Origin of the sequence: uncultured Brachyspira sp. (assembly GCF_934747485.1) — a bacterium.
Lineage (GTDB): Bacteria > Spirochaetota > Brachyspiria > Brachyspirales > Brachyspiraceae > Brachyspira.
In genome coordinates this window covers 1-25,314 of the sequence record NZ_CAKVGN010000030.1, presented here as the reverse complement: position 1 = coordinate 25,314, position 25,314 = coordinate 1, and the positions used below count along the sequence as shown (strand labels likewise).

The window sequence follows — 25,314 nt, the reverse complement described above, 5'->3', positions numbered from 1 at the left end:
ATTTATTATTGTAAATTTCTAAATATAGCAGAAATTCCTTGACCGCCGCCTATACACATACTTATTAAACCCAACTCAGATTTTCTTCTCTTCATCTCATGCATCATTTTTACAGTCAATATACAGCCAGTAGCACCAACAGGGTGTCCATGAGATATAGCCCCGCCATTAACATTAACTATACTTTCATCTAAGCCGAGGTCTCTAATAACTGCTAAGCTCTGAGAAGCAAATGCCTCATTTAATTCTACCAAATCAATATCTTTAATACTCATATTAAGTTTTTTCAATAATTTCTTAGTAGACAAAGCAGGACCAAAACCCATCAACTCAGCCTCATTACCAGCCACAGCATAACCCACAAACTCCATCAAAGGTTTAGCTCCCAATTCCTTAGCCATATCTTCAGTAGTTAATACCACAGCAGCAGCCCCGTCATTTATACCAGATGAATTACCCGCAGTAACAGAACCATTCTCTCTAAAAGCAGCCTTTAACTTAGATAACTTTTCTAAAGTAAGTCCTCTCTTAGGGTGCTCATCTGTATCTATAATCATAGTTTCTTTTTTTGTTTTTACTTCTACTGGTATTATTTCTTCTTTAAACTTACCTTCATCTTGTGCCTTTATCATCTTCTCCTGACTAGATAAAGCAAACTTATCTTGATCCTCTCTGCTTATTGAATACTTATCAGCAACATTCTCAGCAGTAGTACCATTATGAAAAGGTCCTAAAGGCCAAGTCAATATATCTATAAGTCCGTCTTCCAATTGCTGATGTCCCATTCTATAGCCGCCTCTAACATTAGTAACATAATATGGAAGTCTTGACATATTCTCTGTACCGCATGCAACTACAACATTAGAATTTCCAGTCATTATCTCTAAAGCCCCATCTACTATAGCTTGTAATCCGCTTCCGCATTGTCTATTAACGCTGTATGCTGTAGTTTCTTTTTCTAATCCAGCTTTAAACATCGCAGCTCTTGCTATAAATCCGCTGTCAGCTATCTGTCCTACATTACCAACTATAACCTCATCTACTTTCTCTTTGGATATCTTAGCTCTATTTACAGCCTCTTTAATAACAATACCTCCTAAATCTATCTGATTTATAGAGCTAAGTCCTCCCATAAACTCACCTATAGCAGTTCTTACCCCGCTAATTAATACAATTTTTTTATTCATAATAGTTAACTCCTTTATATTTATATAAAATTATAATATCATTCCACCGCTAACTTCTATTATCTGACCGTTTATGTAAGAAGCCTCATCAGATGCTAAAAACGCAACCATATTTCCAACATCTTCAGCACTTCCAGCCCTTCCTGCAGGTATCTTGCTAATCATTATATCCCAAACCTTCTCTGGTACGCCTCTTGTCATATCTGTCTCTATAAAACCAGGACAAATAGCATTGCAAGTTATACCCTTAGAAGCCAATTCTCTAGCAGCAGTCTTAGTAACCCCAATAACTCCAGCCTTAGAAGCAGCATAATTAGCCTGACCAATATTGCCAAGCCAGCTCATAGAAGAAATATTAATAATCCTTCCATATCCTTTCTCTCTCATTATCTTTGCAGCCTCTCTGGTCATATAAAAAGTTCCTGTTAAATTAATAGCTATAACATTATCCCACTGCTCATCTGTCATCTTATGAAGCATGGCATCTTTATTAATACCCGCATTGTTTACAACTATATCAACACTGCCGTATTCTTTAATAGCAACAGCATATATATTGCAAACATCTTCTAATTTTGCAATATTGCAAGCAACACATAAAGCCTCTCCTCCATCTCTCTTTATCTCATCAACACATTCTTTGGCATTCTCCATAATCACATCTGAAACTATAACCTTAGCCCCCTTCTCAGCTAATTTCTTTGCTATTCCCTTTCCTAATCCTCTTCCAGAACCTGTAACTATGGCTACTTTACCATCTAAAATCTTAGACATATCTAATACCCCCTATTTTTTATTATTAATAATTTTATCTTTTAAATTAGATTTACCTTCTATATTAAATAAATCTAAATCCATTACTTTTAAATTCTCAGCAATAATAGGCTTGAAATCCATAAGCTCCAATATATCCTTTTGTAAATCTATACCCGGTGCTATCTCTGTAAGAACAACCCCCTCTTTCACTATCTCAAATACAGCCCTCTCCGTTACAAAAACAACCTTCTGTCCCTTAGCCCTAGCAATCTCCCCATTAAAAGATATCTGCCCAACCTTAGAAACCATCTTCCTAATCTTGCCCTCTTTCACTATCTTTAATTGATTGTTCTCAAAAGAATACTCACATCCTGAAGCCGTAAAAGTAGCACAAAATACAACTTTTTTAGCATTTTGAGTAATATCTATAAAACCTCCAGCCCCAGTACATCTGTCTCCCATCTTCGTAGAATTAACATTTCCATATTGATCCAATTCGCCAGCCCCCATAAATGTAACATCAACCCCCGCTCCATTATAATAATCCATCTGTTCATGATGCGTAATCATTGCATATAAATTCTTCCCTATACCAAAATCTATTCCGCTAGCCTGTACCCCTCCGTATATTCCAGACTCTACCGTAATCATAATATCATCAGCAACCCCCTCTTCATTACATATCTTTCCTACAACATCATTTGGTATCCCAGTTCCTAAATTGATAATATCTCCAGCCTTTATTTCCATACAAGCCCTGCGTCCTATAAACTTCCTAACACTAAACTCTAACGGCTGAATATTGCTTTGAGGTGCTCTTAATTGACCGCAATAAGACGGATCAAAATACCAAGAAGATGTTTGTCTATGGTCTTCAAATGGATTATCACAAACTACTACATGGTCTATAAATACTCCCGGTACTGTAACACTCTTTGGATTTAATGTTCCTGTTTCTGCAACATGCTTAACTTGTGCTATTACCTTGCCCCCAAATCTCTTTGTAGCCAACACAGCAGGCAATACTTCTAACTTCATAGCCTCTTCGTCTGTTGTCAAATTACCCATCTCATCGCATACAGTTCCCCTTATTATACAATAATCTATAGGTATAGATTTGTATAACATATACTCTTCATTATCTATCATAATAATTTCAGACATATCTTCATTAAGCTTCTTAGTTCTCTCGTTCATCTTTCCGCCCTCTACTCGAGGATCAACAAATGTCTTTAAACCAACCTTAGATATCTTACCGGGTAAACCGCAAGCCATGCTCCTGTAAAGCTGTGCTATCTGTCCTTGAGGCATACAATAAGCATCTACTTTATTGTTAGCAATCATCTCCATCCATCTAGGCTGCAATCCCCAATGCGAACCGATAATCCTTGTAACAAATCCTTCATGAGCAAAATGCTGTATACCATCTTTTCTATCACTCTGTCCACAAGAATGTAATAAAGTAAGATTGCCAGGATGCTTAGTCTCTAAAAACCTCTTCTCTAAAGCCTTTAATATAGATTCGCTGGCACTTACTAATGTCATACCTATAGTACATATAGTCTTATTATCCTCAACTATTTCTGCTGCTTCTTGTGCTGTTATGAAATTATTTTTTAACATACAATCCTTTCCTTTTTTTATTTATTATTAAAAATTTTTTTTATTTCTTTTTTGTCTACTTTTCCATTCGCAGTTTTTGGCAACTCATCTGTAAATATAATGTCTACAGGAACTTTATATTTAGCTAAGTTATTAATTAAAATCTTATAAAAATCCTCATAACTATAACTATATCCAGACATGAGTTTTACCATAGCAACCGGAACCTCTCCGTATTTATCATCTAATCTCGCCACCACCGCAGACTCTAATACCCCCTCAATCTTAGATATCTCATTTTCAACATCAAAACTGCAAATCTTCTCTCCCCCCTTATTAATTAAATCTTTTTTCCTATCTACCACATATAAATACCCATCTTCATTTAAATATCCTATATCCCCAGTCTTTAACCAGCCATCTACTATGCTGTCGCTATCTAAATTGTAATACCTCTCCAATACCACAGCCCCCCTCACACATATCTCACCAATTTCACCAAACTTACATTCTTTAAACTCTTCATCTACTATCTTTATATCAAAACCCGGTATAGGTAATCCAGATGAGCCTATATACTTGCTGTCTGCCGCACCTATAGGAAATATAGTGCCCGGAGAAGATGTCTCTGTTAAACCATATACAGTATGAAAATCTACTTGAGGAAGCCACTCTTTTATTTTTAAAATATTATTAGGCGTCATATTGCTGCTTCCGCAAGCAAAACTCCTTAAACTCGGAAGAGATGGATAATTATCCATTAACTCTATAAGAAGAGAAAATACAGTAGGAGAGGCATGTATAAATGTAACATTATTCGCTAATACAGTGTCTAATACCTCTTTGGCATTGAATGATTTCTTTAAAAATAAAAGCCCCCCAGAATAAATAAAAAGACCAAACAATGCTATAATACCTGTTATATGATAAATTGGCGTAGCTATTATAGATATATCTTTCTCTGTGATAGATAAAATCCTATTATAACTTATAATGGCATGAACTAAATTGTAATTCTTTAATAATACAGCCTTGCTCTTAGAAGTAGTGCCTGAAGTAAACATTATAATGGCATCATCATGTAAATCTCTTGAAATAACTTCTTCATTATGAAATGATAAACTGCTGTTATATATGTAATGAAAACCATACTCACCGCTGCTTTCACATACTACTTTATTCAATTTCTCTTCATCAGAAAAATAATCTAAATATGAATCTTCTACTATTAAACAATCTATATGAATCTTATCATATAATGACTTTACCTCAGATGCCTTATACTTAGATGGAAAAATTACAGAAACACAAGCCAATTTGGATAATGCCATAATGCTAATACAAAACTCTACTCTGTTAGATAATAATATACCAACTTTACTTGCTTTGCTCATACTCTTAGACAAATAACAAGCAAACTCATCTACAAGATTTAATAATTGATTATATGAATATCCCTTGCCGCAGCTATCAACTATCCCTATTTTATCTTTATATTTACAAGCACTGCTTAATAATATGTCATACATACTCTTAGAGGCTTCTTTATACGTATATACTTCTTTATTGCCTATTGATATGTATTCCATGCCGCTTTTTATATTATCATCCCAAAATGAATTACCAGATATCATAAAATACCTCACATATGCTTAAGGATAATTACATATAAATCAATTAGAATTCTAATTGATTTATATATAATATAGTCAAAAAATATTTCATTGTCAATAAAATATTGAATTTCATAAAATATTTTCATTAATTTTAATTTATAGAAAAATTTATTTTGACAAATTAAATATTTTTTTATATAATTCAAAAAAATATTTTAGGAAGCTTTATATGAATACTAATAATAGTTTAAAACTTGTTGTAATTTTATCTAAAGCTCATAATGCATATATCAAAAAAGTAAAAGCAAATATAAAATCTTTAGGTTTTTCAGGAAGTGAGTTTGGAGCTTTAGAATATTTATATAACAAAAAAAGCGTTGTGAATGTACAGGAACTGTCCGAAAAAATATTATTAACTACAGCTACGACAGCATACACAATAGATAAACTTATAAAAAGAGGCTATATTTCAAAAAAAGAAGGAGAATTAGATAAAAGATTTGTAGAGATATCTTTGACTAAAACAGGAAAAAAAGTTATGCAAAATATATTTCCTATACATGCCGATTTTTTAGAAAAATTGAATCCTTTGACAGATGAAGAAAGTGAGCAATTAATTACTTTACTTAAAAAATTAGGAAAATCTAATAAATAAGTAATATAAAATATCGAAACACTATAAATATATATATTATTAAACATAATTCCGATAATTTATACATATAATATATTGATTTTATATTATTAATATAATATTATATCTGAGTAGGAAAATTGAATTATGAGAAAAAATAGCGTATTAATAATAGATGATGAAGAAGATATTTTAAATACTTGTAAGAATGTATTAGAAGATGAGAGCTATGACGTTGATATAGCAAACAGTTATGAGGAAGCTTTAAAGATATTTAATAATAAAAAAATAGATTTAGTATTTTTAGATGTATGGCTTCCGAATGTAGACGGCTTGGATATATTATCAAACATAAAAGATAAATATCCTGATACTGTTGTTATTATGATGAGCGGACATGCTGGTGTAGAGACAGCGGTAAGGGCTACCAAAATGGGGGCTTATGATTTTTTAGAAAAACCTATTAGCATAAGCAAACTATTATCTTCATGCGATGAAGTTTTTAAGAAAAATGAAAACAGTATAGAAAATAATACCTCAAACAACAGCAATACACATAATCATAAATCTAACAACAAATATAAAGTTAAACAAAGAACTATTGCTAAAAGTATTGTAGTAAGCGGCTTTGCATTAATGGAGGGAAGAAAAACAGCTCTCACTTTAGTGCCTGCTGAAGTTAATACAGGAATTGTTTTTGTAGATATTAATACAAACACCCAAATAAAATTAGACCATACCAACATACTTTCAAAAGATAAATCCGGAGCGGTAAACTCTACAGCATTGGTGGCAGGGAACAGATATATAAAAACAACAGAGCATTTCTTGGCAGCACTTCATATGATGGGTATAACAAATTTAATAGTAAAATGCGACGGAGAAGTGCCTAATGTTGATGGTTCTGCTTTGGTATTTTGCGAGGCTTTGAGAGAGGCGGGTTTTGTTGAGCAAGATGATTATATAGAGCCTATAGTGATAGATGAAACTCTCACCTATGGAAACGTGAATGATAATGAAACTTATATAATACTCTCTCCATATAATGGGCTTGAGGTGAGTTTGCGTATAGATTTTGCAGGAACAATCGGCGTTCAGGAGTATACATACAAGTTTGACAATTTCGACCAATTTATTGATGAAGTGGGAAAGGCTAGGTCTTTTAACACTATAGACAATATTGATTATGCTCAGAAGATGGGTATGGCTGGAAGCGGTATGATAGGAAGTCATATACTTCTTAGCGACGGTAAAGTAATTAATACTAAACTTCATTTCGATAATGAATTTGTAAGACATAAGATTTTAGATATAATAGGAGACTTGTATATATTAGGAAGACCTATAATAGGAAAGGTTAAGGCTAATAAATCTTCACATTCCTTTAATCATTCTGTAGTACATGATCTTGCTAATAGATACTTATAAAAGGATAGCATAAAATTAGATGCCAAATAGTAGAACAAAGACTAATTTAGAAGAAAATAATAATATATCTTTATATTTTGCAGATGCCAAGAGGGAGAAGCTTCTTACAAGGGAAGAAGAAATTGAATTAACTCAAAGATTAAAAAAAGGCGATTCTCAGGCGAGGGCTAAACTTATAAGAAGCAATTTAAGGTTTGTAATAAGCATTGCCAAGCAGTATAAAAACAGCGGTTTGCTTTTAGAAGATTTAATAGGGGAAGGCAATTTAGGACTTATAATAGCAACCGACAGATTTGACCCTGACAAGGGATATCATTTTATTTCTTATGCGGTTTATTGGATTAGGCAAAGCATATTGAGGGCTATCAATGAAAAATCAAGACTTATAAGACTTCCTTTGAACAAGGCTATGGATTTGGTGGATTTGGAGAGGGCTGTTCATCAATGCTACTACAAAACTGGACATATGCCCGATGTTGAGGATTTGGCTTCCATATTAAAAAAAGAGCCTAAAGAAATTAGAAATATTATGGCGATGAATAATGAATATGTGTCGCTTGAAAAAGATTTTAATATGGACGGCGTTAAAGACAGATTAGCTGATGTGGTTGAAGATAAAAACAGCAAAACTGTAGAAGATATTTTATCTGACAAAGAGCTTACTGAAGAATTAAAAATAGCAATGGAAGAGCTTTCTGATATAGAAAAAGAGATAATCAATGCAAGATACGGTCTTGACCAAGAGAAAAAAACTTTAAAAGAAATTGGAGAGAAGTATTCATTCACCAAAGAACGCATAAGACAGATAGAAAAAAAGGCTCTTAAAAAAATGCACTCCAAAAGATATAACTCTCTTAAAGATTTCTTAAACTAATGTCAGGTCTTTATATACATATACCCTTTTGCACATACAAATGTAGTTACTGTAATTTTTATTCTGTCGTTAATATGAATAATATAGAAATATATAAAAACTACATAGAAGCACTTATATTAGAATTAAAACTAAGAATAAAAGATTATAATGAAGAAATAAATACAATATACTTTGGAGGAGGCACTCCTTCAGTATTAAACGCTAATTTACTAAAATATTTGCTAGACAACATATTAAATATTCTCAAAAATTATCAAGACATAAAACTAATAAAAGAAATAACAATAGAGTCAAACATTAATGATATAAACAGTGAATATATTAGTTTTTTAGAAAGTATAGAAAATATAAGAATATCATTAGGGCTTCAAACATTCAATGAAAAATCTCTATCTCTAATCAACAGGCACACAGAATTAGAAGAAATTATTAATGCCCTAAAAATAATAAACAATTCTAGCATAGAAAATATATCCCTTGACTTTATATCAGGCCTCCCTCTAAATGATAAGCTTCAAACAAAAAAAGACATTCTAAAAGCATTAGAATTACTCCCCAAAACAAAACATATATCTCTTTATTATTTGGAGCTTACAAAATCATTAGAAGAGAAATGGAGAGATTATCTGCCAAAAGAAGAGGAAAGTGTGGAATATTATGAAATATCTTCAAACACATTAAAAGATTTGGGCTTTATAAGATACGAAATATCAAATTATGCTATTAATAATTATGAGTCAATACATAACTCAAATTACTGGAAACTAAAAAATTATTTGGGATTAGGAGCTTCTGCTGTAGGATACTACAACAGCGAAAGATACGAAAATATAAGAAACATTAAAAACTATATTGAACACACCAAACAAAACAAAAAACCTAATAGAGAAATAGAATATATAGACACAGAAACACAAAAAAAAGAGTTTATATTTCTTTCATTGAGAACTGTAAAGGGCATAGATATAAATAATTATAACACTTTATTTAAAGAAGATTTTAAAGACAAATATTCATCAATTATAAAAAACAATAAAATTTATTTCCTTATAACAGATGAATATTTATCTATAAAAAAAAATTATTTTAATTATGCAGATGAGATTAGTTTATTATTTTTATGACTTGTTTAGAGATGCTTGAAACTCTTTATTATTCATTAGGTATTTATCAACTATAACCGCCAAAGCACTATCTTGTTTTTTTAACTCCTTAGCTCCTCTTGTAATGGAACAAAGGCTTGCATTTAAGCTTTTTGCTATTTCATATTGAGGCATCTTCCTCCTAAGCAAGGTGACTATCCTAAGCCTTTGCTGAATCATATCCTGCTCATCTTTGGTAAAAAGTTCTGAAAGCAGGCTTCTAATAAACTTCTCGTCAGTTTCTGCTGCTAAAATATGTGCTAATAAGTCCATTGATACTCCTATATATTATTAAATATAATAATACTTTTTATGATATTTGTATATAGTTAAGTATAGAACAAATATAATTTTTTGCAAGTGTAATTATGTTTTTAACTTAAAAATATGCTTTTTATTTTGGTATGCCAGGAAGTATGTAGTCAAATAAAGTATAGCTTCCTTTAAATAGAGTGTTCATATCTGAAGCATTAATAACATTAGGGCTTACAGCATTATTTTTAATATACCTATAAGAATCTATAACGCCATTATTAAAGTTCATATATAAATATTTCATAGTTGTATAATAATCGCCGGCTAAATCTGTGCTGTATGTAAACATCAATTTATTGTTGCTTCTGTCGTTTAAATACCTAAATATATCAGCATTTCTTGCAGGAGATAAGAATATATCTTCTTTATTATAAGGCTTATTATAATTAGTGTCTATTCCTATATAGTGAGTGAGAGGCACTTTTCTGCTGCCCTTAGCATAACCAACAGCCAAACTCTCTAATGATGTGTAAAAATTAGTTTGAGTGTTTAACTTAATATTAGCCCTGCCTACATTAACAACGTCCATAGGCACATATTTAAGCTCTCTTATCTTAATAACATCAGCATTTTTGAAGGCATTAAAATAAGCAAAAGGTATAGCAAACAAATTAGGATAAGAGCCTGTAATATAAACAGTGTTCACTCTTGAGGCATTTTTAGAGATGTCTGAAGAGAGCATTTGAGACTCTATAGTTTTTAATGCTTTTGTTCTTTCATTGGCATCAGGGGCATTTGTAAAGCTAATTAAATTATTTCTTAATTTATCAATAGATACAAGAGAAGATTTTTTTACTTCACTATCACCAACAACATAGCTGTAAGAAGTATATTTATCATCTTCATAAGAATAGAATATAAACATAGTATTAGTGTTTTCATTGCTGAATATGTTATATGCATTATAAATATTCTTTCTAAAATCGCTCTCAGGCACTCTTATTTTGTTTAGAAGTCCGTATATATAACTTGGCTTATCTTTATAAAGAGAATAAAACAAATTAGCAAATGATGAAATAGTATTAGGTTCAAATATATACTGATTGCCGTAAATATAATCCATAGTTAAGAATATATTAGCTTCATTTGTAGTTTTATTATCTAATATTGTATTTGCAACCGTGAGTATTTCGTTTGTATTTGTCATTAGAGTAAGTAAGTTTGTTACTTTATCTAAAGGAGTTTTAGCATATATTAAATCATAAAGCACTGCTATCTCTAATATTTTATTTCTGTTTGTGCCTATAGTTCTCTGTGCTATATAATTTACGTATCTCACATTATTTTCTACAGTCTCTCCTGACTTTAAGAATCTTGACAATGTGCGTGGAGTAAAATATTCATCTATTAAATGATAATTTTCATTTGTATATAGATACATAAAATGCAAAGCCCTTCTAGCACCCTTAACAGCACCCTCATCTCCGAGTCTTCTATAAACAGGAAGCATTGCCTTCATAAAATAGTAGGCATTAGAATCGCTTATATTGCTGTAGGAGGAAGCAAAATATTTATATCCGTCTTCAGAGAGATTGTATGCAGTGTTGGTATCTTTTACATTATATCTATCTTCTATAAAATAAGCATAATTGTCCATAACCTCGTTAGGGGTTTGAGAATAGCTTATAATATTAGAAATCATACTAACAGAAGGCGTTTTTTTGTATGATGCGAGTAAACGGCTTTTGAAATTATAAGTTTCATTTGAAAGCGTAGTCATACTGTTGTCAGGCTTTCCGTATATTGTAAATAAATTGTTGTCATAGCCTTTCATACTATCTTCCAAAGAATTAGTTACAAGTCTTTGAAAATAATTAGTATAAAACATCATTCTTGAATATGTGTTAGAATTGCCTACAACTAATGCTATGTTATTAACTTTTTTTAATACTTCTTTATTTTCATCAAAAGTTTTCTTGTCTGCATAAAGTATATAGAAATTCTTTTTCATTAGGTTTGATATATCAGAAGCTTTAGTGTCTGTGATATCCACAACCAAAGGCACATAAGAGTTAGTTAATAAATCCTCAAAAGGTATAAATCTAAACTTTCTTACTCTGTTTGTGGAGCGGGTGGTGTTATTAGTATATAGATTAGTGCTTTCTTCATTATTAATTTCATTATTATTATTTTCTACATAATTAACTTGCATCACTCTTACATTATTTGAAAAATAGTTGGCATTAACATTATTTGTAAGAAGAGCATTGCTTGCAGAAGATGATGATGCTGTCATATCTATATTTTTTCTGTCGTTTCTATTAACTCTATAAAAAGAAATTAATCTGTTATCAACATAAGCAACCTTCGCAGGAAGCATATATTCAGTAGAATCATAAAGCTCGCGTACAAATGCATCATTACTGCTTATAACAATAGGACTCTCACCAATATGGGTAACATAATTTTTTGTCTTTATTAAGTCATTAGTTTGATAATAGAAATAAGTCTTTTTATTCTCCCTCACAAATCTGTAACCAAAATAAGTATCCCATATAAGAGTTTCATCACTACGCATTGATTTATCTATATCACTAGCCTTCACATCGCAAATTACTATATGTTTTATAGGAGTATTTTCAAAAGTTTTAATAGCCTCTTTTTCATACTCTGTAATTTCTTTTAGAGATGAAGCTTCTTGTTTTTTGTCATAATTAGCAGTTACTGCAGACAAATATTTTTGATAGGCATAGAGAGCTTTTTCATATAGTTTATAATAATCTCTAAGATAATAATTATTCTCTCCGAGTGTATAAAGCCTTTTATCTAAAAAATCCTTACGCATATCTATTGCATCAAACATAGCAAGTATATTAATGCTCGCATCAGGATAATTGCCTTCCAAAAACTCTATAACTTTATACCTTGCATCTTGCAGTATAAGATTATTTTCTTCTGCAAATGTAATCATAAACACGCTTTCTCTTAATCTCTGCAATATCCTAAACACATACATTACAGGCTCATCAAGACTGTCAGGATAAATATCTCTATACTTCTCACTAAAATCTATTAAAGTAGTAAGTATAGCAATCTCCTCAACTGCAAAAGCATTAACCTTAGCCTTAGAAAAAGCAGATATATATTCCCTCGCCGCCTCTTCAATATTGCCCGCAAGCTCATAGGCCTTAGCCAAATTGTATCGAATAATTATTTCAGTTTTTAAGTCCACAGGGAAGTTTGAGTTTGATGAAAGAATATATTTATATCTGTCTATAGCATTTTTAAGCATATAAAGTCTTTGAACATTAACATCATGCATGCTCATATCCAAAGGATCATTATTTTTCTTTCTGTTAAGCATTAAATCATTAGCCTCAGCAGTAAGCTTCAAAGCCATTATATATTGAAAAGCTGCTATATGTGAATATAATAATAATCTGTCTTTAGAGCTTACAGCATTATTTGTAGAAAGCACCTGAAGAGTTTTTGTAGTGTCAAAAAGCTCCATAAAAAATTCTCTTCTTATAGCAGTTAAATCATTTTGCGATAAATATCTTAAATAAAGTGATGATAAACTCAAATAGTTTTTAGCATCATTTTGAGCATTTTCATATATTAAACTAGGGTTATTATTTATAGCATTAGAGTTTAGAGTTTTTCTATATTCTTCTATAGACTTTCTAAAAGACATAATAGAATTAGAAACAGAACCCTGCCTATAATATAAATAACCTTCATTGTTGTAGTATGTAGCAAGCATTAAAGGCTGTATAGATTTTTTAGGCTTATCTTTAATAATATAATTTCTATATGAAGATAAAGCCTCTCTTGATTCTGAATATCTTCCCATCTTCTCATAAAGCTCTTGATATATAGAATAAAGCATTTGCTGTTTATCAACATTAAGAGGCTCACCCGGTATATATCCTCCAAAAGAAGCAAGCCCTAAGTTTACAACATTGATATTAGCACCATATAAAGTAATGCTCACATAGTTAGGATTATATGAAGAAGAATCCAAACTGTCTATTTTAGCCTTCACATTATCGCAGTATTTTAAGGCATTGTTATAATCTTCAAGCTTTAAGTAGCAAGCAGCAATAAGAAGTTCATTAAGTTCATTTTGCTCTACATTGTTTGTAATAATAGTGTTTCTCTCTAATAATGACTCTATTGCCTTAGTGTAGTCTTTCTGCTCAATGGCTGCAACCGAAGTATATCCCACTATTTTGTATACAGCCTCACTATCTCCGAGTCTTTCAAAAATCTCTCTTGCCTTATTATATTCTCTATAAGCTCCGTTAATATCATTGTTCATCCACAAAGAATATCCGTAAAAGAAATGATACCAAGCCTTGCTCTTGTCGCTTCCAACACTGTTTAATAAAACTTCAGCTTCTTTATATTCATTAGCCGCATCGGAGTATCTTCCGTTTATTAAGTAAGAGTTTGCAAGCATTATAGAAACAATATTAGGCTTAGTTTTTATCTTGCTTTTAGCCATTATAAGAGCATCAATTATTTCACTTTCTAAATTTGGTGTTTGAAGAGTTAATTGATTGTATCCTATATATTTATCATTATTTACATTATTGTCTTTATAGCTTGGCACTAATTCCATTATACTTTTATATGTTTTATCGCTTTGAATCACCTGCATCTTTAAAGCTTCTGCAAATGTAAGCATTTCAGCCTTTTTTATATAATAATTCTCTTCATCAGGATAAAGAAATATAGCAAAATCCATATAAGAGACTGCTTTATCTACTATAGTATCAAAAGACTTATTCAAATACAAATAAAATCCGTCTTCTCTTTTTTTCTCGCTAAGCACATATCTTTCGCTGTCATATTGTTTAGACATAGCTATGCCGTAATATCTATTAGCCAAATAATAATAAGCATTAGCAAGCTCTGCATGTGCTGCATGCTCTGAATATCTTGTAGATAAAAGATTTCTCTCCCTCTCTGCTATAGTTTTTTCAAGTGATTCTATAGTGCTGTATGCTCTAAGTCCGCTTTCAATAATTCTTGAAGAAGCATTGGCATCATTAGGGTTATAAACTAAAACCTCTTGATAATTGTCATAAGCAATATTGTATCTCTCTTCATTATAAGCATTATCTGCTAAAGTTCTATAATAATTGGCAAGTATTCTCTTTGATTCTTTAGCTTCATAAGTAGGCTCAAAGTTTTTGCCTCCGCTTTTTACAGCATTCACTAAAAGCTGATAAGCAGCATCATCTTTTTTGTCTAATAATATTTTGGCATTAGCATAATAACCCAAAGCAAGCATTATATCGTTTTTTGATTCCATATACGGCTGAAATAAATTAGTTGCCGCATCATAATTTTTGGCAAGTATAAGTCCGTCTAAATATGTAAGTCTGCTTGCTACAGATAATGGAGCATAGGGGTGAGCATTATCTATTATTGTTTGATAAGGAATCTTTGAATCTTTTATAAAATCTTTTGCTATTTCAAGTCTGTCTGCAAATATTAAATCCTTTCTTCTATACGGCTTATTATACAAATCTTCATCTGCAGGATATTTATAATTATTATCTTCAAGTGAATGAGAATAGAGTTTTGATATTAATACATATAAATCTTTGCTGCTGTCATAGTCTATTATACTATTTAAAATTTCTAATGTTGAAGCATTTGTGTTGTTTCTGTTATATTTTTCATTAGCAGATATGTATCCCGCCCAAGATAATGCATTTACTATATTTTCATTGCTTGTGATAATTGATTCATTTGTGGTATAATATGAAGCACTAAGCCAATTATCATTAGTGTCAAAATTTTCATCTATCTTTAAAGCCAAAAACCCGTAAAAAGTGTTGGTATATTCCGTTGTTAGAACATTTTTTGAAGTATTATAAATATCTCTGTTTTTATTAGTATAAGCCTGATACATTACATCGAAATAAGCCTTTGATACATTGCCCCTATCTTCATCTGAAGGGAAATACTCTGAAAACTTCTCTATTACCTCAACTTTTCTATTATACGGCAAAGCAACAAAGGTATTATACATATCATTAGCATTAGCATCTTTAATAAAATATTCTTTAGTAGAACCCATAGTTACTATACTAGTGCCTGAAGTGCTTAATACATAGCTTCCAACCAAAGCAGATTCATATGCTACATTGAATGTGCTTAAACTTGTATTTTCTTCTAATACATAATATTGTCCTGTAGACAAAGAATAAGACATTAATCTTCTTTTATCATTATATGTTAAATTACCATCTCTATCGCTGTCATTTGCTATTTCAAAATAAATTATAGTGTCGTTGTTGTAAAATGACGGATTAAACTTAAAGGTTTTTGTATCGGTTAGAATCATCAAATTGGTTTGAATATCATTTGTGATGTAGGAGTTAGCTTGCAAGTCTATTACTGCTAATTGTGAATAAGGCTCTCCTATTTTAGAAGTAATAAAAGCAATATGTCTATCATTAAAAGAGAATGTAGGAGAAGAGGCTTCTATATCTGCTCTTTTAATTATCTCTTTACCATTTGGCTTAACCGTGAAGAGTTTTTTAATATTATCTTCTCTGTCTGAAACAAAAGCTATCATATCGGCATTATGAGAGATTTCCGGGTCTGTATCATAGCCTTTATAATCGGTTATTCTTACAATACTTTGCTCTAAGTTCTCCAAATTATTTTTTGAGGTTCTAATACCAAGATTAACTAATTTGTATAAATAAATATCAGAGAAAGCATCGTCTCTTGTAGAAGAGAATACCAAATATTTTGATTTACTGTCCACAGAAACAGAGGAATCTATACCGGGACTTCTTGTGAGTCTAAAAGTTTCAAGCGTATAAGAATCTACAGCAAATATATCAGTGTTGCCTGCATTTTCTCTCGAATAATATACCCAAGTTCCTTCCCTATCTATAACAGAATCTAATACAGGATTACCTTCTCCTGAAGTTAGGGAATATCTTTTATACTCTCTTAAGAAAGGTCTGCTATTAAAAATAGAATCTGCACTCTTTTGACTGGATGCACAAGATAGTAGAATAAATAATGGTAATAATAATAGCCTTAATTTCATAAACCTTTTTATATAAGTAATCTTAAAATAATTATAAATTACTATATCTTAAAATAAAATATTAAAAATATTTTAGAAAGTAGCTAAAGCCTCATCAACAGTATCAAATACTTCAAATAAATCTTCTAAATCTACAGTTTTTAATATTTTCTTTATTGAAGCAGGTACAGAAGCTAAAACGAGTCTTCCATTTTTATCTTTTACTTTTCTCATCATATTAATAAATACTCTAATTCCGCTTGAACTTAAATATTCAACTTTAGAAATCTCTAAAATTAAATTATTGCTTCCAGAATCTATTAATGCATCTAATTCACTTTCTAAAGATACAGATAAATTAACATCTAATTTACCTTCTAACATAACAATTTTTGCTTTACCTTTATCTTCTATATTTAAACTCATAATATATTTTCTCCTTCAAATACTTATTTTAAATATTATAACAAACATAATATTAAAGTCAATAATTAAGCAAAATGATAGAGCAGTTAAAATATTCACACCGCACGCACGGTGGATAGATTTTAAAATATAATAAAACTGCATTATTAATTGGTTTAGAAACATTGCTTAGTTTAGCGTGCGTTGTATGCATTCTCAATTAAAAAAACTTGGGCGGGCAGCTAAAATAGCAGTATAAACAAAAAAAGAAAAACAACACATAAACGAGAGAAAAGACAGAAAGCCTAAAGGGCGGGAAACGTAATTAATTTTTTATTTTAAATTATCTGCGGGGACTAGCCCCCGCACCCCCACTTCTTTTGTTGCCACAAAGAAGCAAAAAGGCTGCATTTAATAAAGTATAGATTTCTATATATAAACAAAAATATAAACATTATTTTAGATTTACATATTCCAAAATATAAAGTTAAAGCACTCGCACTTTTTGCAACTTTCTGCGGCGGGAAAAAGTTGAATAAAACAAAAACATAAATTATAGTTATAAAATATACACTAAAAAAATTTTTAAGTTTTAAAATTTACTGTTTGCAGGGCTTTGCCCCGCACCCCACTTCTTTTATTGATATAAAAGAAGCAAAAGAACTGCATTTAATAAAGTATAGCTTTTTATGTATAAACAAAAAAGAAAATCAACACATAAACAAAAGAAAAGACAGAAAACCTAAAGGGCGGGCGAACCTAATTAAATTTTAAAACTTTTATTACATTCCCCGCCCATTATTTTTTATTAATTTTATCTGTACTTTCTAATTCTTATTTTTATATTTGTCTAAAAAGAATTCAAAAACCCCACCATAGCGTCGTTTAAAATTATTGTATATATACCGCACGCAAAATAAGTTTTTAACCCTAGAATAAATTAATAATTTAAATTCAATTATATATAAAACTTTATTAACCGTGCGTTAAAAGAATTTTAAAAACATTTTTTATTAATATTTAAATTATTTAATAAGAGAATTTTAATCTTTTATCCTCTTTAAAACTATTTTTTGAAGGATTGCCTTCCGTTCTATATATCTTTTTATCCTTTATAGAATATATACTTGACCAAATTGTATCAATATCATCTTTCTTCTCATACTGACACATAAAACCATATTTACCGGATAATAATTCTTTTGAAAAATCTAAATTATATTTATAGTTTTTAAAAGCATTTTCTAATGTATTATATCTTTCATGAGAATGCACATCATCTTCCAAATCTGTTTGATAAACTCTCATACATTCACTTACAAAATGATTAGAAGTAAATACATAATCATTTTTTATTATATGCTTTTTATCACAGTTACATTCAACTAATGCTATATTAGAATTTCTATCTGCTATAATAATGTTTTGTGATGATGATATGGGCACTTCTTCTAAAAAAGACAAAGCCTCATTCACATCATTACATTTTTCTAATATATATCTCACAAGCATACCAGCATTAAAACCATAATTTATTTTTACAGGATATACAAAAGTCAAAGCACAGGCAAGACCCTTTTCATTAATACCATCTTCCATTTCAATAAATGCTGTTGAGTTTGCTATAAATGAATAGGAGTCAATTAATTTATAATATACACTATCACAATATTTTTTTATGCTTTTTATAAAATCACTGTTTTTTGCTAAAATAATATTATCATCAGTTTTAAATGCAAAAGAAGAACATTTATTTTCAAATGTAAAAGCATATATTGTAAATAAAAAATCTGCTATATCTTTATAATTTGTTTTCATATTATTGCAACTTAATCCATCAGCTATTCCTTTTATTTCTTCTATTATTTCCGGAAAAAATTCTTTATATATTGGCATACATTTGTCAGAAAAGTCTTTACGCTCCTTTGATATCTTTATTTTACTTAAAGGGTTTATATTATTTTTAGAAAGTATATTTCCATATTTGAAGCCAGCCTCATAATGACTTCCTTTAAATCTTGAATGATACATACTCCCTCCAAAAAATTAACTTTAAAAAGGCTAGCATAATAAAAATTTAAAGTAAATATGAATAAAAATTTTTTAAAATAGAAAATAAAAAAGTAGTTAATAACTATAAAATAAATTATTAACTACTCTATATTTTTTTATCTAATTACCGTACGTATTAAATAAACTTAGTACAAAAAAACGCTCTTTACTGCACTGTAAATTGATGAAGCAAATCTTTTATTAACTTTTAATGGATTAATCAAAGTCTCAATGCCGTCACTAATCTCATAAAACTCAATGTCCCCAAAACTAACATCTTCATTAGCGTCCATTCCAAAATACATATAGTCAAATGAGATGTGAACAGAAATATTTAGATAAGTGTCTTTTAATATGTACTCAGAGAAACTTCCTCCGTCCATAGTCTCTCCTCTTGCCATGTCATACTTATTTGCTAACGACATTAATACACCCGCTTTTATTGTTTTGGAGTTTAGAGAATTAATCCTATCTTCGGAAATATCTTTCTCTGTAATCTCTTCATATTTAAAATTAAGCTGCTCTATTGGCTGAACTATCTCATAATCGGATAATTGAGTTTTCCATTTCTCTATAGTGTTAGAATCTAATTCCAATGGGTGAATTAAAGTTATTAAGCTATCTTCTTTTAGAGCATATTCTTCTTCGTCAACAGTATTAAAACTTCCGTCTTCCATATACCTAAAGCTTTCTATTAGATTATCATTCTCATCATAAGCACCCCAAATGAGTTTCAAAGCAAATATATTCATTATTGGGTTTTCAACAAATACAGTTTTAAAATTATTGTAAGTCCATTTTCTTCCGTTTAATAAAACTTTTTGAAGCCTTATTTTTTGGCTCTGTATCAAAGTTTTTATTTCTTTTTTGAGAGCGGTATATTCTTTTTTGGCACTGTCTGCTTGTGCTTTATCGTCTTTGCTGTTTGGTGATGGAAGTGATTTTATTATTTTTCCTTTTTCATTATCTGTAATTGTAAGTTCAAGATTATTGTTTATTGATAATGTGAATGTTCTTTTTGCCTCTCCGCCGTAGTTTAAAACTCTTTCACCTTTTTGGCTAAATCCAAAATTAGGTATTATTCTGTCTGAAAGCTCATTGGCGGTCATATCAAGCATATAAGCAGCATTCTCCATTGTCTCTATTGCAACTTCTTTTATTTTTGCAGTAGGAGCTTTTCTTGTGAGAGAGTCAAGTAATATTAACGCATAATTTTTTCCATTCAATGCCATACATCTTATAATAAATGCCGCCATAACTGTGCGTGAGCCTTTTGCAAACTCTTTTATAAGCGGATAAACCTTATCTATTTTCAAATCATCAAAATATATCAAATAAGGTATTAATATATTTTTCTTTGACGCTTCATAGTTAGAATCGCTCCAATAACTATAAAGACTCTCCAAAGCATCGGTAAATGAAGAATCATCAAGAATATCAATAAGCATATCACAATCTTTTAATCTTGCAGGCTCTACTAAATTCATATACTCCATAATAATATATTTAAATATTCTCTCATCAGCCTCTTTACCGTTTTTGTACAAAACTTTTGTAAACTTAACATCATCTAAAAACTTTATATTTTTCTCATAGTTTTTGTTGTAGTAAGTGTCAATAAACTCTAATGCCTCATCAATGCTCTTAAAATTGTCGCCGTATTTTTTTAAGTTCCAATTCTTAATAATATTTTTTAATGCCCCTTTAAGCTCTGACGATTTTACTTTTTCAGACATCTTTTCAACATACTCTCTTGTAATAGATTCATTGTCAGAAATAAGCTTTAAACAATATCTTTTAACCTCTGCCCTATTTGTGCTTTCAAGAACTTTGTAAACTATATTATAATCATTAATCTTATTATATATACTCTTTAATAAATCTAATGCAGCGTTTTTGTTTGGTGCTATATTATCTTTTAGAAACTTATCATCATTTAATATATTTAGCACTTCATCAAAATAGCTTTTAAATAATTCATCTTTCACACTGTTTATCATCACATTATTATTTTCATCTAAACATCTAAGCTCATGATAAAGTGTAGGCAAACATCTTCCATCATTATAATAATACCCAGAAGCATCTCCCGCATAATCAAAATAATAGGATAATAAAATTTCTTTTAATGTAATATTTAATTCTTTGTTATTTAATAAACTGTCAATAACTTCTTTTAGAGTTTTATTTCCTATAGAGGCCTGAACTTCTATATATTTTCTTATTCCAAGATGAATAGGCAAATATTTCAAAACATCAATAGCAAACTTTTTATATTTTTTTGTTTCATCACTGTCATAATTAAACAACGGATATATATAATAAAGCTCTGAATTAAGTCTTATTTCCGGAGCAGTATCCCATCTGCTGTAAAGCACATAAGCATTTTTTTTATCTGTATAATATTTAATAAGCTCATCAAAGTTTTTATTTTTATCTTTGTCAAATATCTCTTCAATATTTTCTGTAGTAGAAAAAAGAGGAAGTTTCGTATAGCTGTCAGTATCCTCTTTTGTAAAATGATTCACTATTGTTTGTAATACAGCAGCAGCTTTTTTTAAATTATCATTGTCTATTTTTTTATCATTATGTTCTAATAAAACACCGCTAAGCACTAAAAATATTCTTTTGTTTCTATCATTATTTCTATTAATATTGTACCTATCACTATTTAAACTGTTTTCTACAAAATTATAAATTTTATAAAAATCTTCTTTATGATTCAAATATAAATCTCTTGCCCCATAAATAAACTCATAATGAAAATAGTTCTCAAAATGCTGTGCTATAAAGGCAAAATCATTTGGATAATTTATTGCATTAAAGAATTTCTCTTTAGCTTTATAAGGATTTGTATAATCTAATGTTCTTAAATAATATCCAAGTATAATATTCATGTCAATTATATATTCTTCATTTTTATTAAGCACTTCTATAAATTTATTTTTTATATCTTCATTTTTATCCAAAAGAGCAGCAATTACATTTAAAGTGTCATAAACATTAGGAAGAACATCGAATGATTTTATAGCCGCATCAATATATTTTTTATCACAGTCTTTATTATTTTTTATCACAGAACATATAGCAATCAATGGAATTACAGCATCTCTTCCCATTTTAGAGAGTATTTTTTTATTATCATTATTATTAATAATATCAATATATTTATCTGTATATTTATGAAACTCTTTGCTAAAGTATTTATTAAAATCATCAAAAACTTTATATATTGAACCTTCACCATTTAGAGTTCTTGAATACTCTTTATATTTTTTATCATATTCATAGGTAAGATATCTAAGCGACTTTTCAAAATCTCTATTGACTATATAATCAAAAATAACATACCTATATCCGTATTCTCCTTTCTTATCTTTTCCGTAAATAAATATCTTTATTAAATGTTCATATCTTTTTTTTAATTTCTCATCTTCTATAGAAAAATAATCTTTCAAAAATTCATCTTGACTATAAAAATAATCATAAGGACCCATTCTTATTTTGCTAAAATCATTTGTAGATTCGCATATTTTTATATTATCCACTATATTGATTTCATAATATTGTTCAAGTTTTTTTTCTAAGTCCATAACATCCTCCACATTGATAAATTATATACATTTTTAACAAATTATAAAATATAAAAAAATATATAAAATTATAAATTACTCTTTTAAAGAATAGCACTTTCTCTCTGTAATAATATCCAAATCGTTTATATTGCTTCCAAGAATAGGAGAGTTTTTGATATTGCTTTTTTTATTATTATTCGCATAACAGTAAATGCAATCAGATAAGCAAGTGTTGTAAGCCCCTATGTCAATGCTTTCAATGCATCCGCAATTAAGCCTTTGATTTTTGTCTTTTTTCGCTTTTATATCATATCCTACTATCTTTGATATAAGACTCTCATCAATGCATTTACTTTTACCAATATTAGGCAAATCCTCACAACAAGCCTCTACACTTATATTATAATGTTTAGAAATATCGCTAATAAAAGAAGATAATTCAAAAATAGAGTCATCATCTTTTTTAATATTTATATCTTTTATCTTGCTTTCTATTTTTTTATAAATATCAACAAAACTTATTATGCATTTGTTTGTATAGTCATGAAGCTCTTTTATTAAATATTCAAAATGTTTTTTATGATAATCAATGCTATATTTTTCGCTTAAGATAATAGGGTCATAACGCCACAAAACTTTTTCTTTGCCTATTTTCTCTGAAAGTCTTTTAAATGAATATATTATCTTCTCTTTTCTCTTTGAAATAACATTCTCTATATCTTCGCCGTATGAATTAATTGTAAATTGAAAATAATATTTATAGTCTTTAATCAAATATAATTTATCAATCATAGGAGAAACATCTTTAGTCCAAAAAACTATGCAATCAACCACATCAGCCGACAAATATATTTTACTTACTTGATGACTGTTAAAAGGATTTCTCACCAAACAATATTTTTCTTTTATTCTATCAAAAAACCAATCAGAATAATAACAAGGAATATCCGTTCTTCTGCTTGCACTTATTATCATAATAATTACTGAGTTATTCTAATATATTCTCTTAAAGCTTCTTTTGATGATTTAAAAGCTAATCTGTCAAAATCAATATTCTCTTTTTTTATAAATACCACTTCAGATGCATCATCAGAAGGTTTTACTTCAGGCACATAATCTATCTTAGCATAAAAAAACATATCTGTAGTAACATACATCATGCCCTCATAAATATATTCATTACTTCCGCTTATAAGAAAATGTATATTATCTATTTTTATATTAGTCTCTTCAAAAAGCTCCCTTCTAACAGCATCTTCAATTCTCTCATAAGGTTCGCAAAACCCGCCCGGCAAATCAATATAGCCTTTTTTAGGTTCAAACTTCCTCTCAACAAATACAATGCCTTTAGGTGTTTCAACAACCATTCCGCCCGCAGAAGCAGGATTGACAAAATAACTTCTCCCGCACTTTGAACAATTAAATATCTTTACCCCATTATATATAAAAGAATCCTTCTCTCCGCAATAGGGACAATATTTAAATTGATTTTTAATATGCTCTTTCATAACTTCTATTATTTATATAAAATAAACTAATATCTCTTACCTTGCTTATAAATATGTCAGACTCTGCCCATATTCCAAAAGGTGCTTTCTTAAAAAATAAATTATCTTTGTTTGATAAGTTTACGCTTTTATGATGATAATTGTTAGGGTCAACATTGTAATAGTCGTATATATAATAATACTCTATATCAAGCTCTTTCATCTTTTCTTCTATTACAGTTTCCATCTCTTCTATTGTGTTTGCTACTATATAATATGTAGAAACAAAAGATACAGTCTTACACTTTCCAAGACAGCGGACAGTAACATTCCACCATTTTGGCTCTTTATCTATTTTCTCATCATCATTAATCATCACAAAACCAAAACTATGCTTTAAATTGTTAATAATATCATAATAATCAAATATATATTCATAAGTCTCGCTATAGCTCTCATAAGAAACTATAGAAGATAAAGAATAATGCCAGTGAATATCAGAACTAATAAAAACAGGAGTCTCATCTAATAGATTAAAAGAATCTAATATTCTATTAATTTTTTTAATATTTTTAAAAGGCGTGTTTATAATTATTTCTTTATCTAAATTAATAAAAATCTCAAAATCATTATACTCATCAATAACTCCAAAACCAACAAAACCGCACTCTACCCAAAGCTCATTATATTTTTTAAACACTCTTCTAATCTCGCTTAAAGATATATCAGGGTCGCTCATAAGCACATCAAACTCTCTGTTTATATCCTCACTTTTTCTTTCTATCACCATAGTAGCATAATATGGAAGCAATTTTATTAATTTAAGAAACAAATCTGAAAGCCTATTTGCTGATATTGAAATGCTATAGGAATACATATCAGCACCGTCATCAGAAGTTTTTAATTCTATACTCACACCCTCTTTAGGCTTAGAAGACTCTGTAGGAACTATACCTAAAGGCACATAAAAATCATTTATAATTATTCTTTTTTCTTTAATTTTATTTAATATAGTTTTTCTCTTCTTATTCTTTTGAAAATAGCTAATCACAATAGTCTCTCCATAAAAACTAATAAGCATAGCAAAATATTTGTGATATAATAATAAAAAAACGGCTGTATGTCAAGTATCAATATTAATATTAAAGGATATAAAAAAGTAATGCACAGGAGCCAGACATATTGCAGTTAGGAATTCCTTAATTTCTTAAAGTATAGCATAGGTGTATCATAATTTA

General features: G+C 29.5%; 16 protein-coding genes. 4 read left to right on the top strand and 12 right to left on the bottom strand.

From position 1 onward, the window contains the following. Positions 1 to 5: 5 nt before the first annotated feature. Genes Q0H31_RS06980 through Q0H31_RS06965 form a run of 4 tightly spaced genes read right to left on the bottom strand, consistent with a single transcriptional unit; the run spans position 6 to position 5,179 of the window. Complete coding sequence (locus tag Q0H31_RS06980) at positions 6 to 1,187, bottom strand: thiolase family protein (RefSeq protein WP_295296711.1); 1,182 nt, start codon at positions 1,185 to 1,187, stop codon at positions 6 to 8. Positions 1,188 to 1,217: 30 nt separating this feature from the next. Beyond that, a complete protein-coding gene (gene fabG / locus Q0H31_RS06975; RefSeq protein WP_295296709.1) occupies positions 1,218 to 1,961 on the bottom strand; it encodes a 3-oxoacyl-ACP reductase FabG in 744 nt (247 codons plus the stop codon). A 12-nt stretch (positions 1,962 to 1,973) separates the two neighbouring features. Then, positions 1,974 to 3,566, bottom strand: a complete 1,593-nt coding sequence (locus Q0H31_RS06970; RefSeq protein ID WP_295296707.1) for an acyl CoA:acetate/3-ketoacid CoA transferase — start codon at positions 3,564 to 3,566, stop codon at positions 1,974 to 1,976. A 17-nt stretch (positions 3,567 to 3,583) separates the two neighbouring features. Then, positions 3,584 to 5,179, bottom strand: coding sequence for a class I adenylate-forming enzyme family protein (locus Q0H31_RS06965; protein WP_295296705.1), 1,596 nt, complete (start codon positions 5,177 to 5,179; stop codon positions 3,584 to 3,586). Positions 5,180 to 5,390: 211 nt separating this feature from the next. Here Q0H31_RS06965 and Q0H31_RS06960 point away from each other — a divergent pair, with 211 nt between their 5' ends. The 4 genes from Q0H31_RS06960 (at position 5,391) to hemW (ending at position 9,224) form a co-directional block, all read left to right on the top strand. Continuing rightward, positions 5,391 to 5,816, top strand: a complete 426-nt coding sequence (locus tag Q0H31_RS06960; protein WP_295296703.1) for a MarR family winged helix-turn-helix transcriptional regulator — start codon at positions 5,391 to 5,393, stop codon at positions 5,814 to 5,816. A gap of 126 nt (positions 5,817 to 5,942) precedes the next feature. Continuing rightward, positions 5,943 to 7,223: a UDP-3-O-acyl-N-acetylglucosamine deacetylase gene (gene lpxC / locus Q0H31_RS06955; RefSeq protein ID WP_295296701.1), complete on the top strand. Its 1,281-nt coding sequence runs from the start codon at positions 5,943 to 5,945 to the stop codon at positions 7,221 to 7,223. Positions 7,224 to 7,242: 19 nt separating this feature from the next. Continuing rightward, on the top strand, positions 7,243 to 8,097 hold the full coding sequence (locus tag Q0H31_RS06950) for an RNA polymerase sigma factor RpoD/SigA (protein ID WP_295296699.1): 855 nt from the start codon (positions 7,243 to 7,245) through the stop codon (positions 8,095 to 8,097). Beyond that, a complete protein-coding gene (hemW, locus tag Q0H31_RS06945; RefSeq protein ID WP_295296697.1) occupies positions 8,097 to 9,224 on the top strand; it encodes a radical SAM family heme chaperone HemW in 1,128 nt (375 codons plus the stop codon). The genes Q0H31_RS06950 and hemW overlap by 1 nt, the downstream gene beginning before the upstream one ends. On the opposite strand, the gene Q0H31_RS06940 is transcribed toward hemW, so the two are convergent. The 8 genes from Q0H31_RS06940 to Q0H31_RS06905 form a co-directional block, all read right to left on the bottom strand. After that, positions 9,219 to 9,515, bottom strand: coding sequence for a Trp family transcriptional regulator (locus Q0H31_RS06940; protein WP_295296695.1), 297 nt, complete (start codon positions 9,513 to 9,515; stop codon positions 9,219 to 9,221). The genes hemW and Q0H31_RS06940 overlap by 6 nt on opposite strands. Before the next feature lie 121 nt (positions 9,516 to 9,636). Further along, entirely contained in the window at positions 9,637 to 16,578 is a 6,942-nt protein-coding gene (locus tag Q0H31_RS06935; protein ID WP_295296694.1) for an ABC transporter, read from the bottom strand. A 72-nt stretch (positions 16,579 to 16,650) separates the two neighbouring features. Continuing rightward, entirely contained in the window at positions 16,651 to 16,983 is a 333-nt protein-coding gene (locus Q0H31_RS06930; protein ID WP_295296692.1) for an STAS domain-containing protein, read from the bottom strand. Between the two features lie 1,008 nt (positions 16,984 to 17,991). Further along, complete coding sequence (locus tag Q0H31_RS06925) at positions 17,992 to 18,993, bottom strand: C45 family autoproteolytic acyltransferase/hydolase (protein WP_295296690.1); 1,002 nt, start codon at positions 18,991 to 18,993, stop codon at positions 17,992 to 17,994. A gap of 167 nt (positions 18,994 to 19,160) precedes the next feature. Further along, positions 19,161 to 22,607 carry a DUF4132 domain-containing protein gene (locus Q0H31_RS06920; RefSeq protein ID WP_295296689.1) on the bottom strand — a complete coding sequence of 1,149 codons (3,447 nt, stop codon included), beginning with the start codon at positions 22,605 to 22,607 and terminating at the stop codon, positions 19,161 to 19,163. Between the two features lie 75 nt (positions 22,608 to 22,682). Then, on the bottom strand, positions 22,683 to 23,564 hold the full coding sequence (locus tag Q0H31_RS06915) for a DUF1848 domain-containing protein (RefSeq protein WP_295296687.1): 882 nt from the start codon (positions 23,562 to 23,564) through the stop codon (positions 22,683 to 22,685). Between the two features lie 5 nt (positions 23,565 to 23,569). Continuing rightward, positions 23,570 to 24,097 (bottom strand): NUDIX domain-containing protein, encoded by a 528-nt coding sequence (locus Q0H31_RS06910; protein ID WP_295296685.1) that lies wholly within the window; start codon positions 24,095 to 24,097, stop codon positions 23,570 to 23,572. Beyond that, positions 24,081 to 25,127: a hypothetical protein gene (locus tag Q0H31_RS06905; protein ID WP_295296684.1), complete on the bottom strand. Its 1,047-nt coding sequence runs from the start codon at positions 25,125 to 25,127 to the stop codon at positions 24,081 to 24,083. Before Q0H31_RS06905 ends, Q0H31_RS06910 begins: the two co-directional genes overlap by 17 nt. Positions 25,128 to 25,314 lie beyond the last annotated feature (187 nt).

Excerpts from the sequence above, each read along its gene's own strand:
- hemW (WP_295296697.1), top strand. The coding sequence starts at position 8,097 with ATGTCAGGTCTTTATATACATATACCCTTTTGCACATACAAATGTAGT.
- Q0H31_RS06910 (WP_295296685.1), bottom strand. The coding sequence starts at position 24,097 with ATGAAAGAGCATATTAAAAATCAATTTAAATATTGTCCCTATTGCGGA.
- Q0H31_RS06960 (WP_295296703.1), top strand. The coding sequence starts at position 5,391 with ATGAATACTAATAATAGTTTAAAACTTGTTGTAATTTTATCTAAAGCT.
- lpxC (WP_295296701.1), top strand. The coding sequence starts at position 5,943 with ATGAGAAAAAATAGCGTATTAATAATAGATGATGAAGAAGATATTTTA.
- Q0H31_RS06940 (WP_295296695.1), bottom strand. The coding sequence starts at position 9,515 with ATGGACTTATTAGCACATATTTTAGCAGCAGAAACTGACGAGAAGTTT.
- Q0H31_RS06920 (WP_295296689.1), bottom strand. The coding sequence starts at position 22,607 with ATGGACTTAGAAAAAAAACTTGAACAATATTATGAAATCAATATAGTG.
- Q0H31_RS06935 (WP_295296694.1), bottom strand. The coding sequence starts at position 16,578 with ATGAAATTAAGGCTATTATTATTACCATTATTTATTCTACTATCTTGT.
- Q0H31_RS06970 (WP_295296707.1), bottom strand. The coding sequence starts at position 3,566 with ATGTTAAAAAATAATTTCATAACAGCACAAGAAGCAGCAGAAATAGTT.
- Q0H31_RS06965 (WP_295296705.1), bottom strand. The coding sequence starts at position 5,179 with ATGATATCTGGTAATTCATTTTGGGATGATAATATAAAAAGCGGCATG.
- fabG (WP_295296709.1), bottom strand. The coding sequence starts at position 1,961 with ATGTCTAAGATTTTAGATGGTAAAGTAGCCATAGTTACAGGTTCTGGA.
- Q0H31_RS06915 (WP_295296687.1), bottom strand. The coding sequence starts at position 23,564 with ATGATAATAAGTGCAAGCAGAAGAACGGATATTCCTTGTTATTATTCT.
- Q0H31_RS06950 (WP_295296699.1), top strand. The coding sequence starts at position 7,243 with ATGCCAAATAGTAGAACAAAGACTAATTTAGAAGAAAATAATAATATA.
- Q0H31_RS06980 (WP_295296711.1), bottom strand. The coding sequence starts at position 1,187 with ATGAATAAAAAAATTGTATTAATTAGCGGGGTAAGAACTGCTATAGGT.
- Q0H31_RS06925 (WP_295296690.1), bottom strand. The coding sequence starts at position 18,993 with ATGTATCATTCAAGATTTAAAGGAAGTCATTATGAGGCTGGCTTCAAA.
- Q0H31_RS06930 (WP_295296692.1), bottom strand. The coding sequence starts at position 16,983 with ATGAGTTTAAATATAGAAGATAAAGGTAAAGCAAAAATTGTTATGTTA.